The sequence below is a fragment of the Psychrobacter sp. CoH-33_TS_01 genome, from assembly GCF_058189395.1.
Map to the genome: position 1 here is coordinate 148,994 of NZ_JBVGQI010000003.1, position 11,658 is coordinate 160,651.

The following is an 11,658-nucleotide window of genomic DNA, read 5'->3' on the forward strand; positions in this document are numbered from 1 at the left end:
TTAAATGGCTAAGTATAGCGGCAGTAAACTAGGTGACGGTACACCGCTCAACGTGGCGGTGTATAAAGCTTATCGCAATGCGGGGTTGTCTCACACTCAAGCCTTAGCTGTCACGGCTGAGGTGGGGCGTGAGAATGGCTTTAATGCGGGTACTTTGTTTGGCAATCACATCGACCCTGCGCCTAACAAAAAAGGCGGCACTATCCGCAACTTGGGTATGCTGTCGTGGAATCAGGGGCGTGACAATCAACTGGAGCGCCACTTAAAGCAAAAAGGCGTCATGTCTAATGGTCGCATGGCTCAGACGCAAGCAAATCTTAACGCACAGGCTCAATTTAGCGTTCAGGAAATGAAAAGCCCCACGTACAAAGGCAAGCTTAAAAACTTTTGGAATAATCCCAATGCGAGTCCTGAAACTTACGCTCGTGAGCTTGGCAAGAATTACATTGTGTGGGCGTATGGGCAAGACACGATCAGAGGTAAAGTGCCTGGGACAAGACAGGCGTTTGACTGGAAATCACACGATGTTAGGCGCAGAAACCACTTAAATACTCTTAGCGGAATGTTGGGCGGTGATACGAATTACAGCGCCACGCCTGAGCAACCAACGTGGCAAGCTCCGCAATGGCAAGCGCAAGAGGTGCAAGCGTGGCAACCCCCATCTTGGCAAGCGCCACCTAAGAGCACGTTTACAGCACCAAAATGGCAGAAACAACCCGAACCAACCTTTACAGCTCCCGAGTGGCAAGACCCTGAAAATACATTTACAGCCCCCGAATGGCAATCGGCTGATGCGGAGCAAGCACCGCCCGATACCATGGCCGACAATGAGCCATCGTCATGGCAAGCCCCCGAATGGCAGCAAGCCGCAGACATACAACCTCAAACCAGTGAGCGGCCTGAGCTCAACACATTTGGCTGACAAGCTTAAGGATTAACCATGGCGAAAGTAGATAAAGCCCACGTAATAAAAATTATCGAGGCAAAAAGGTCGGCAGGTGAAAGTGACGACAAGATATTCAGTGACCTTTTAAAGCGTAAGGATATTATCGGAAAAAACATGAATACGCTTGTCAATCGTCATGGCGCTGCCCAAGTTTCTGACCCGAAAGCACAGGCAGCACGCTCGTTCGGCTTGGATATTAATGCAAAGCCAAAAGAGCAACCAAAACAAAAGGGCCTAGTCGGTCGCTCGGTCGATAAAATCAAAGACGCTGGTAAGCAGATATTAAGCAATAACTACAGCGATGGCGGATTCTCCAATATCGGCGGCCTTGCTGATGCGGCCCTAGCAGTGCCAAGCGGCATGGGTGATATGGCAATGGAGGGTATGGCAGGCTTAGGCGGCATGGGTCGTGCAGCGGTCACGGGCAAACCAGTGCTTGAGGGTTATGATAAAGGCGTTGGCAACTACCGAGGCACTGGAGCAAGTCGAGTATTAAAAGCAGGTGCAACACCTCGCACTGAGACAGGTGGCAAGCTTATGGACGTGCTAGGCATTGTCGATGATGCTTTTGTCACAGCAGGCGATGCGGCTTACGACTCTACCGGCAGCCCCGCTGTTGGTGCAGGTGTACAGACTGGCTTAAACTTACTATCAATGGTGCTGCCCGCAGGCGCTAAAGGCAAGGGGCGTAGAGCGCCAGACGCCCCAACTCCTACACCAACTACGCCACCAAGACCGCCAACTGGCAGACCCCTAACCCGTGAGCAAATCAGAGCACGAGCCGAGGCCGTCAGGACTGCAAGACAAGCCAATAATCCACCACCGGTTAACCCTCAGTCACCACCAGTTGCGCCGCAGCCGCAAGCCGTACCAACCACGGGTGCAGCATTAACTAACCGCACAGTGGGTGCAGTAGATAACGTAGCGGCACAGCTTGACGCTCTACAAAATCAACCGCTACCAGTTACGCCACCTCAGCCAGTAGTACCGCCAACTCCTACAGCAACACAAGGGTCTGGCCCACGAATGTCAAACGTTGACCCATTGCTACGCTTGGATGAATCAAGACCTCGTGTCGGAGGGGTTCAGCCAGAGATTCAGGGGCTACGTGCTCAAGTGCTGCAGGATATTGGACTGACTGATGACGGTGTAAGAAAAGGCTCAATCACTGGAGATATAACGCAGCTTGAAACCGAAAAGGCAATGTCTAAGCTTGATACGCCCGAGGGTCTTAAGATGCGTGAGCAGATGGATGTTGAATTTGAGAAAATGAACGAATACGCCAATCGCATCATTGAGGATGATATTGGCGCAAGAGCAGGCGCAAGCCCTGAGAGCCGCGGTCAAGTCATTGTTGACGCTCTGCAAGGCTATAAAGACTGGTACAAAGAGCAAGTGGCGGCTGATTATAAAAAGGCTGACCAAGTATCAGGCGGAAAAGGCGGCATCAAGCTTACCGAGTTTGAAACCGAACTCAACAGAAGCAGCAGTTGGCAGGGTAAAGACCAGAACCAAAGTTTAAGACGTGGCATTATATCCTATCTAAAAGAGATGGAGTTGTATGACAACAAGACGGCTACAGTTAAGCCGATGACAGCAAGACAGGCTGAGGGTTTACGTCAATACATCAATAGTCAGTGGTCACACGAAAGCGCAGGTATTATTGGCCGTGTTAATGAAAAGATTGATAATGGCGTGTTTGCCACGCTTGATGATACGGGTTATGTTGATGCTCGTGCTCGCTATCGTAAGTATAAAGAGACTTTCGATAACCCTAACGGCATTGCTAAGATTTTAGATATTGACGGCATCAACTCTAAAGTATCGGCTGAGCAGGTTGGTAAAAACCTCCAGCTCTTAGCAGACAAAGACGGTAAGCAGTTTAACCATATTTACGGCTTGCTTGATGAGGTGCCTGATGCCATTAAACCACAAGCGGCTCGTGCTAAAGCTGAGATACAAGCGACCATTGCTGAGAGTGTGCTAGCTAAGAACGGCTTAAAAACCGTCAATCAAGAGTGGATGAAGTATCGCAAGACGAATGATGAGGGCAAGCACAAAGCCGGAGCTATCTTTAGTGAAGATGTTGTCACTAAGATGGATAACTATATAGCGGCTCGAAATGTGCTACAGCATCATGATCCAAACCCATCAGGCACAGCGACTACAGCTCAGAACATCGATGCTTGGAACAGTGCTGAGAATGCAGCAGGCGCAGCAGCAGGGGTGGGCGGCGCAATAGCATCTGGCGGCAGCGCCATTATTGGTGTTGGCGCCGGTCTTGTTGGCAAGGCAATCAGTCGCAAGTTTAAAGCTGAGCTGACCAATAGACAAAACAAGATTGACTATGATACGTCTATCAATCCGAGGCGTGCAGAGGTTTACCGTGAGGCTCATGCAAAGCTTGTCGGTGATGTTATCGACTCGGCCGAGATGAAAGCCATCATTGACGAGTTTGAAAAACCAAAGCCGAATGAGACAAAACTCAAGGTTTTACAGCGTAAATTGACCGTCTCAGACGCTTGGAAAGCTTATGCTAAGTCATTGCCGCCTAAAGCTGCTAAAGCCGCTATAAACAACGCTGACGTGCTTACGCTGTTGACGCAAGGCGCTAACAGCTACGAAGATGATGCTTTAGCTCCAACGTTCTGATATATTGATATTATCCAATAATAACGATAGGCAATGTCATGAACGCTTGGGAAGTGGTTTTTATGATGCTCTGCATACCTGCCTTAATTGGCGGAATATGGGCATTTGTTTTAATGTGGCGAGCCAGTAAAGCCTTATTTTTGGTCAATCTGTTTATACCACTATTCCCCGCTATTTACTTTTACGTTAAATACTGGCGGAACAAGAATGTATCTACAGCCTTGTATCTACAGTTGCCGTTTTTAGCGGCTATTTTACTCATGGTAGTGATAGCTCAATAACTTAGCAAACCCTAAACCCTCCCAAGTCGGAGGGTTTTTTATTGCCTGCATTTTACCCGCCATCGTGCGGGCTTTTTTTGGAGTAAGAAATATGCGCACCTCGTTAGCTGTTCAGCCGCATTTGTATATTGGGGACTCAACAGGTCGCCCATTAGATTACGGCATGGTCTATTTTGGTCAAGTCGATAAAGACCCTGAGTTTTACCCTATTGATATTTTTTATGACGAAGCTTTAACGATTGCAGCAGCTCAGCCAGTGCGCACTAAGGGCGGTTTTTTAAACGCTGTGGGCGATATGGTGGAGATTTACGCAAGCGAGCGTTATTACAGCGTCAAAGTCCTAGACAGTCATGGTGTTGAGGTGTTTTACAAGCCCAAAATGGAACGCACTGATTTTAATGTTGAGGATATAAAGCAGTCCATTAATGATGCGTTAGGTAAGTTTGATAAAAACGGCATATTTAAACAGTCAGGCATTAAGTTTTTAGCCGGTGCTGAGGGTGTAGATCACTGCGGTTGGGGCAGCTATGTCGAGTTTGCGTCAGGCAAATTAACGTTTATCTATCGCAGAGCTGCAAATCATGCCATCTTGAACAATGCCGAAATATGGGCAAAAGATAGCTTTGATGGTGGTGTTACTTGGAGTAAAGACCGTTTAATACTGCAAAGCACCGAGCACGATTTACGACCAGACCCGCTAAAGCTAATGGCGAATAACCGAGCTGGTACATTTATTAATAGAGCGACCACGACAGAAGATGGTTACTTCCCCGCTTATTTCATGTACTCAGATGATGAGGGTGTAACGTGGCAGACTAATGAGATTCCATCAGCCAAACCTTACACTTTTCAGTCAACAGGCGGCATGATTGAGTTTCCCGCATCGGTTGGCGGACATGATACACAAGGCTTTGTGGCTTACGGATTTTTGTCAGCAGACGGTCTTGATGCGCTAAAGACAGTTAATAATGGCGATACTTGGGTGCAAGTTGATGAGGTCGCAGTCAATAGCGGCGAGGTCACAGGGATTAGCGAGTGGGCAGGTTGCAGACTTGGTAACACTGACAGATGGATATTTGTCACACGCTCGAAAATAGCAAGTGGCTGGAATCCCAAGATGATTATTTGGGTGACTAATAACCCGCTTAACTGGGGCACATGGAAAGATAGCGGTTTAGGTCTTGGCGGCAATCCGCCACAAATCGTCTATGATGACATTAATGATGACATTGTGATATTAACTCCTAGCCGTGGCGGTCGACCTGTTGTCGGCTATCCCGATAACACACTATTAGAGGCTAGGATTGACGCTACAACCGCTTATGCAGCGGGTGGCATGGTTGGCAGTCTTACCAAGTATAAAGTCATAGCAGCGTTTCCTGAATGGTTTACAGCGTACCTTGCACCCGCAAAGATACGGGGCGAATGGGCAACAGCTCTTACTTGCGCTGAAGTGAATGGTGTTGGCGCAGCTCAGATATTAGTCGGCAACTTTATCTCGTCAACCGGTGAGGTTAGTGCGCTAACCAACAAGATGGCCACTAACAACGCAAGACTAAAACTGGTCGATTTGATACAAGAGACTGACCTTGGATTTCCATTTAAAATCACTGCAAAATCTGACCCGACTAAGTATCTGCAACTAAGAGATAATAGGCTTGAGATGCGTGGTCTGTCGCTATTTGAGATTAACACAAACGTGCCAGTGGTCTTTAGCAACAAGGTTGTTGTAGGCACAGTTACACCTGCTGTGGCGGTTGAATTTGGCGCAAGAATCAATGCATCAGTTGATGGTGAAAGCGCACCGTCAATGCTGTCTTGGACAAACTCCACAGCACTTCGCAGACATATATTATTCAATAATGGTAGCGGTACGGTTGGCTCAATATCAACAACAGGCTCGGCAGCATCGTACAACACAACATCGGATTATCGTGTTAAGACGATAATGGGCGACTATCAAGATGCGCTCAGTGTTGTAAATAATATCAATATTTATGATGCGGTGTTTAGTCGTGACGCTGATGCAAGCCCTCAGCCAATGGTTATCGCTCATGAGCTGCAAACAGTTTGCCCGTATGCTGTGACAGGCGAGAAGGACGCTGTGTCAGAGAGCGGATTGCCGGAGCTGCAACAAGTCGACCACAGTAAGCTAATACCGGTGCTAATTGCAGCAGTGCAAGAGCTATCTGAGCAAGTCAATCAACTTAAAGCCCTCTAACGAGGGTTTTTTTACGACTAAAATAAGGAGGGTTTATGCCCGAGCGATACTTTGCCGCTGCTTACGTCGCTAAGTGCCTAATGCTCTCTAGCATCGGCACAGCTATGACGTTGGTAGGGGCTGCTGTTACCGCAGCACAATCAGAGAGCTTGTGGTCACAGCTTAATAAGACGCAGATATACATGGGCCTACAAATCCCGCTTTGGTGGTTTTTAGTTGCCTGTGTGCTGCTGTCATTCTTGGGCGCATTTTGGTCATTATCTACCGATACATTACGTGGTAAAGGCTCAGTCACTGGTAAGATTCTGACAGCGACAACCGTTGGTTTAGTCGGCTCATTTATCATTACGCCTGCTGCTACTGAGACGCCTAACATGCTGGTCATGATGGTTGTCTCATTACTTGGCAGCTATGCCGGTACTGTTTTGCTGTATCTGACGGCAAGGCTGCTTAACGACCAACAACTGCTCGATGATGTGTCAGATGCGACAAAAAGCAGCTTAGTAAATGCGCTTAAATGGGTGCTTAGTAAGCTGCCAGGGGGTACGTCATGAATTGGGTTAATGATGCGCTGCCGTGGCTTGGGGTCGCTCAAGTCATCTATGCGATGCGCAGCCAACACTACTTTACTAAACCAAGTGCTACGGGCGCTTTTTTTATGCTTGCTCTAGTGCTGTGGCTATTTTTAATCTGGGCCGATTGGATAGAAGGGTTTTTACCAGTGTGGCAGACGACCGTTGCTAGATTGATTTTATTTATTATGGTTTGGCTTGTGATGTACTTGGTCAAAGTCAGACGGTGTGACGCTTACTAGGGGATTTGATATGAGTATATTTACAGACTTATTTGATAGATTGATGGCACATGAGGGCGGTTACGTTAACAACCCAAAAGACCCGGGCGGTGAAACCATGTGGGGCGTGACTAAGCGTGTCGCTCGTGAGTATGGTTATACTGGTCCAATGCGTCAATTGCCTAAAGCCACAGCGCAAGCTATTGCTGACAAGCTGTATTGGCAAGCGGTGCAGGGTGATAAGCTCGATAAAATGATCGCATGGCAACTGGTCGATGCGGCCTACAATCACGGCAACCGCCAAGCTGTTAAGTTTCTGCAAAAAGCGGTAGGCGTTACGGCTGACGGCATTATTGGGCCAAAAACACTGGCAGCAGTAGCGGCCAAGGATAAAAATGACGTTGTGTTTTTATTTTTAGCTGAGCGCCTACAGTTTTTTACTGACCTGCGCACATGGCCCACCTTTGGGCGTGGCTGGGCAAGACGTGTAGTTGGTAACTTACGATGGGCTGCGCAAGATAATTAGCGAACATGAACGCAAAAGAACGCAAATCTTGCTACATTTAGCCGCTATTAATTTAGCGGCTCTTTTTTTGTGTCTGCGACTTGACAAGCAATTATGGCGATTTCGCCGCTTTTAAGCTATCAATCCAGTCTGACCAAAATTGCATCATTTCTGTGCGCTGTCTTAAAAACTTACCCCTGCCATAAGCCGTGCCGTTGCTACCCTTCACTACGTGCCCCAACTGCATCTCAGTAAACCTAGGGTCATAGTCAAATTCATCTTCTAATATTGTTTTTGCTGATGCTCTAAAGCCGTGCGGCACGTGCTTATCTTTATAGCCCATGCTCAATAGCGCACCGCTGAGCGTCTTTCTATCCACGGGCTTGCTGTTGCCATGAATCGATGGAAACACTAGGTCATCTGAGCCAGTAAACTCGATTGCATCTTTGATAATAACTAGCGCTTGATGAGACAGCGGTACAATAACTGACACAGCCGTGCTCTTTCTGGTTTTTGACGGAGTGTAGCGCCATTGGTTGCGCTTAAAGTCTATGTCTTTTATTCTCATAGTCCTAAGCTCGACTGAGCGACAAAACACAAGCGCCAAAAGTTTCAGTGCTTGCTTTACTATATAGTGGCAGCGCTCGAATGACTCTATGTCTCTTATAAGCTGTCCGAATTCGTCAGGCTCAATGATCGCAGCATGATGCTCTAAAGTTGTGACCGGTGATAATAGCGCTCCAGCTAAATCATTTACCACGTTTGATTTAAGCAATCCCTCAGCGATGGCATACTTCATCACTTGACCTACTTTTACTTTGACGCTATTTGCAGTAGTTAGCTTGCCTTGCTTTTCATAAATACGGCACAGTTGCAGCACATCATAAGCAGTAATATCAGTTATCGACTTGTGACCAATCTCAGCCTTGGCGTAGCTCAAGTGCAAACTTGGCGTGTAAGGACTATCGTAAGATTGACGTGCAAACCATTCGTCAGCTAAAGCATTAAAAGTATTTCGGCTCTCAGATAGCGCTTGTCGCTCTTGCTCGTCTCTGTAAGCAGCAGGGTCAATACCGTCAGCCAGTAGCTCTCTATACTCTTTTCTCTTGTTTCTCGCTTGCGCCAAACTGACTTCGTTAAAATTCCCAATAGCTATCGTATTCGCTTTTTTTGTGACCGGTCGCTGATATGCAAACTGCCACAGCTTACTGTTTTTAGTTATTAATAACTGCAAGCCTTTGCCGTCATACAGCTTATAACTTCTGCCGTTATATTTGGCTTTTGCGACCTCGGTGTTGGTGAGGGGAGGGGTTATTTTTGGCATACTGTAAACCGTACTGTATAAAAATGCGGATTTAAGCGGACATGAGCGAACGCAAGCGGAGTTAATATAGCGTAAGGCTATAGTATTCATAACGCTTAGCGGACGCAAGCGGAAAACAGCGGATTTACTATCCCTTCAGCGGTGTGGAAGAGGAATTATAGACCCTAAAAAGTAGTTATAACAAGGCTTGGAGAGCAAAAACCTTATTTTACCCTCCATTTTTCACCTTGTCATAACTTATTGATTTAATAGTAAGTTTTTAAATAGCTCAAAAAAAGGGTTTTTACGCCCAATTTTTGGGTAATTCGTCATTACCATTTATAAATTTTAGAGCGAGCATTACCAATGAGGTACGGTTACGTCGGTAGTCATGGTATTGAGACCATAGGTATTAAACGACCCTTTAACAGGGCTATCTACCACTTCTTGAAGGATAGACAGTCTATACGGTACGCCTGTCGTCTCGCTTTTAAGATTGATATATGGGTAGGGTTTAGCAGATTGCTTATGTTCTCTACAATGTATCAGTGCTGCTTCGTAGTCTATATCCCTATACTTAGCAAAATCTAATGCCACTTTTTTAATATCTTTATGACGGTAGCGTTTGACCACTACATGGCTTTTAGCTTTATTACCGACCGCACTGATACTTTTAATATGAACGAAATCGGTGAGGCGCGACAGCCAGCTCTCTAAATCAAGCATTTCTAAATCCGCCTGACTTGGAGCAAAGAGCCGTAGTTTATCGCCTAAACCAGCGAATGTTCTGCCACTTTTTTCTTCATATCGATAGCTAGGAAGGCTAATGCCAATCGAGTCAATACTGTGCTTGTTCTTGATATCCGCTAAAGCAATATGAACTTGATTAAAAACATCACTCCATATTTCATAGAGCTTCTTATCACCATCTATTAAAGTGATTTCTTGATAATAATTCATTCATTACTCCTTAGCGTAGCCGGATGTCCGACACATAAGCTAAACCCTTTTTTCCTAAATAAAATGAGGATACGCCAGCATCGTCTATCATCTGCTTAAGTTTTTTAGCTTGTGTAACGTCAATGTCTAAGGTAATTTCAAGTTGTCCACTTGCTTTGGTCAAAGTATGCTTGATTTTACCTTCACCTTTTACAAACTCATCACGGATAAATGGATTGCCATAAATAAGCTTCTTGCCACCCGTGACATAGGTTTTCATGAAGTCTTTAGGGGTAAATCCATTATTGGATATACCACTAATACCACCTGCTTTAGTCTTTGCACTACTCATATCATATTGTCTTTCTAGTCTTTGCAATTGTAGATATAAAGCAGAGCAGTACAGCGGTAAAATCAGCTGCTGTTCCTTATTATTTAAGGGTTTATATTTTTCAAATAATGATGCCAGTTGCTCAGAAGCTAGCTTTATATTTCCCTCAGGGACTACTGGCTTGAACTTACCGATGCTATCTAAGGTATTCATAATTGAAATAGGGTCAAGAGGAATTTCTGCAGTAACTGGCGTGTCATTTAAAATAAAATCACACAACTCATCCACATCTAGCGCTAATACCCCCCAAAACTCTTGTGAATAATCAGACTGAAATATAGGATCATTGACCTTTATCATTCCTGTAAAAGAATTTTGATCGGTACTACCCTTCATATTACGAAGATAGGCAATTTCATTATTTACTACTTTCGGCTTGTCTTCAAAGTGAATGACATCCTCAATATCTTTAAAGTAAAAATGTTCGCTTTGGCGTGCCTGGTACAACTTGCGTTGGTCACCTATTAAACGGCTCAATATTCCTAATATCGTGTTTTTGCTAACAGTTCTTTGAAGATAGTTTTCAGGTTTTTTTAGTTCCGTCATTGATGCAACATAGTTACGTCCTTTTTTTGGAAGAGGCTCATTATTACTTCCATCTAAGAATGAATTTCGCCATGACGCTTCATAGTCGATAATAATTCTCATAATATCTCCTATCCCTCATCTTTAGCTTCAAAATAAACTGCATAATCTGAGCCAGGCGTGTTATTGGCTTCATCAGGACTGCGCTTGATACGCATCATCTTATTACTATCGTTATAATCCACTTCGATGCTATCGACATACATGTAACCTTTGGCTTGACGTATTGCTAGCTCTTTAATCATATCTAACGTTGTATTGATCAGTATATCTATCGCAACTTGGTCAAGTAAAATTCCAGTTTCACCTTCATTGTAGATAGTGCCTTTACGCACGTAGTTAGAATGAAAAGTTGCTTTCGGATTTCTCTCTGGTGCAAGTGATTTAATGAAGTCTTGCACTTGCTCGGCAATAGCTTCGCCTTGATTATCCTTAATAACCATAGCAGCGCGATCAAACTTATTATCGAGTGAAATAAATTGTAGCTGCTCTATACTGATTGAGCCGTAAGAGAGGTACTCAGTATCGCCAAAAGTTGTTTTTGAAAAAAATGACGAGCTATCACGCTCACCTGCTTGTCCAAACTGCTCAAAATTACCATTACCTAGCTGGTCAACAAAGTCTTCGAGTAACAAAGGACTAGTACGTTTGCATTGGCTTGCAGGAACCACGTAACCACGTACTAACCCTGTAATTGAAGCAAGTACTTTATCTAAACTTTTTTCGCCAGCGAAATGCAAATCAAAGGCTTGATCACGGAAAAGATGATGACGAATACAGTTTTGGCTGATATATAACGGCGTTTCTTTAAAGTTAATATCAGTAGCTTCTTTTTTATACTTATAGCCAGTACCTTCTTTAATTTTACCTGTTAGGTTACTAAACCCTCGTAATTTAGGCATCGTATGATTATTAACTTCGACTCCTTCATTGCTCAGAGTAGTTGGTCCGTTCCAGTTGACGACACCATGTCCGAATGCTTTAATTTTAAAGTCAACGCTTTTAATTCCTGTTACTTTGCTCATAGTATTTCTCCTAGGTT

At 45.0% G+C, this 11,658-nt stretch carries 10 protein-coding genes; 6 read left to right on the forward strand and 4 right to left on the reverse strand.

Going from position 1 to position 11,658, the window contains the following annotated elements; genetic code table 11:
- The first annotated feature begins 4 nt into the window (after positions 1-4).
- The 6 genes from ACZ2XM_RS06575 to ACZ2XM_RS06600 all read left to right on the forward strand — a co-directional run bounded on the left by ACZ2XM_RS06575 (position 5) and on the right by ACZ2XM_RS06600 (position 7,419).
- Complete coding sequence (locus tag ACZ2XM_RS06575; RefSeq protein ID WP_490587603.1) at positions 5-922, forward strand: phage tail tip lysozyme; 918 nt, start codon at positions 5-7, stop codon at positions 920-922.
- Positions 923-940: 18 nt separating this feature from the next.
- Positions 941-3,598: a hypothetical protein gene (locus ACZ2XM_RS06580; protein WP_490587604.1), complete on the forward strand. Its 2,658-nt coding sequence runs from the start codon at positions 941-943 to the stop codon at positions 3,596-3,598.
- A 372-nt stretch (positions 3,599-3,970) separates the two neighbouring features.
- Positions 3,971-6,100: a sialidase family protein gene (locus ACZ2XM_RS06585; RefSeq protein WP_490587605.1), complete on the forward strand. Its 2,130-nt coding sequence runs from the start codon at positions 3,971-3,973 to the stop codon at positions 6,098-6,100.
- A gap of 35 nt (positions 6,101-6,135) precedes the next feature.
- The gene (locus tag ACZ2XM_RS06590; protein WP_490587606.1) at positions 6,136-6,654 is read left to right on the forward strand and encodes a hypothetical protein; all 519 of its coding nucleotides are present in this window, start codon (positions 6,136-6,138) and stop codon (positions 6,652-6,654) included.
- A complete protein-coding gene (locus ACZ2XM_RS06595; protein ID WP_490587607.1) occupies positions 6,651-6,914 on the forward strand; it encodes a hypothetical protein in 264 nt (87 codons plus the stop codon). The genes ACZ2XM_RS06590 and ACZ2XM_RS06595 overlap by 4 nt, the downstream gene beginning before the upstream one ends.
- Before the next feature lie 10 nt (positions 6,915-6,924).
- Positions 6,925-7,419, forward strand: coding sequence for a glycoside hydrolase family 108 protein (locus ACZ2XM_RS06600; protein WP_490587608.1), 495 nt, complete (start codon positions 6,925-6,927; stop codon positions 7,417-7,419).
- Positions 7,420-7,510: 91 nt separating this feature from the next.
- On the opposite strand, the gene ACZ2XM_RS06605 is transcribed toward ACZ2XM_RS06600, so the two are convergent.
- The 4 genes from ACZ2XM_RS06605 to cas7fv form a co-directional block, all read right to left on the reverse strand.
- Positions 7,511-8,722, reverse strand: coding sequence for a tyrosine-type recombinase/integrase (locus ACZ2XM_RS06605; protein ID WP_490587609.1), 1,212 nt, complete (start codon positions 8,720-8,722; stop codon positions 7,511-7,513).
- Positions 8,723-9,061: 339 nt separating this feature from the next.
- On the reverse strand, positions 9,062-9,661 hold the full coding sequence (gene cas6f / locus ACZ2XM_RS06610; RefSeq protein WP_490587610.1) for a type I-F CRISPR-associated endoribonuclease Cas6/Csy4: 600 nt from the start codon (positions 9,659-9,661) through the stop codon (positions 9,062-9,064).
- 10 nt (positions 9,662-9,671) lie between these two features.
- A complete protein-coding gene (gene cas5fv / locus ACZ2XM_RS06615) occupies positions 9,672-10,679 on the reverse strand; it encodes a type I-Fv CRISPR-associated protein Cas5fv (RefSeq protein WP_490587611.1) in 1,008 nt (335 codons plus the stop codon).
- 8 nt (positions 10,680-10,687) lie between these two features.
- Positions 10,688-11,641: a type I-Fv CRISPR-associated protein Cas7fv gene (cas7fv, locus tag ACZ2XM_RS06620; RefSeq protein WP_490587612.1), complete on the reverse strand. Its 954-nt coding sequence runs from the start codon at positions 11,639-11,641 to the stop codon at positions 10,688-10,690.
- Positions 11,642-11,658 lie beyond the last annotated feature (17 nt).

Excerpts from the sequence above, each read along its gene's own strand:
- ACZ2XM_RS06575 (WP_490587603.1), top strand. The coding sequence starts at position 5 with ATGGCTAAGTATAGCGGCAGTAAACTAGGTGACGGTACACCGCTCAAC.
- ACZ2XM_RS06580 (WP_490587604.1), top strand. The coding sequence starts at position 941 with ATGGCGAAAGTAGATAAAGCCCACGTAATAAAAATTATCGAGGCAAAA.
- ACZ2XM_RS06585 (WP_490587605.1), top strand. The coding sequence starts at position 3,971 with ATGCGCACCTCGTTAGCTGTTCAGCCGCATTTGTATATTGGGGACTCA.
- ACZ2XM_RS06590 (WP_490587606.1), top strand. The coding sequence starts at position 6,136 with ATGCCCGAGCGATACTTTGCCGCTGCTTACGTCGCTAAGTGCCTAATG.
- ACZ2XM_RS06595 (WP_490587607.1), top strand. The coding sequence starts at position 6,651 with ATGAATTGGGTTAATGATGCGCTGCCGTGGCTTGGGGTCGCTCAAGTC.
- ACZ2XM_RS06600 (WP_490587608.1), top strand. The coding sequence starts at position 6,925 with ATGAGTATATTTACAGACTTATTTGATAGATTGATGGCACATGAGGGC.
- ACZ2XM_RS06605 (WP_490587609.1), bottom strand. The coding sequence starts at position 8,722 with ATGCCAAAAATAACCCCTCCCCTCACCAACACCGAGGTCGCAAAAGCC.
- cas6f (WP_490587610.1), bottom strand. The coding sequence starts at position 9,661 with ATGAATTATTATCAAGAAATCACTTTAATAGATGGTGATAAGAAGCTC.
- cas5fv (WP_490587611.1), bottom strand. The coding sequence starts at position 10,679 with ATGAGAATTATTATCGACTATGAAGCGTCATGGCGAAATTCATTCTTA.
- cas7fv (WP_490587612.1), bottom strand. The coding sequence starts at position 11,641 with ATGAGCAAAGTAACAGGAATTAAAAGCGTTGACTTTAAAATTAAAGCA.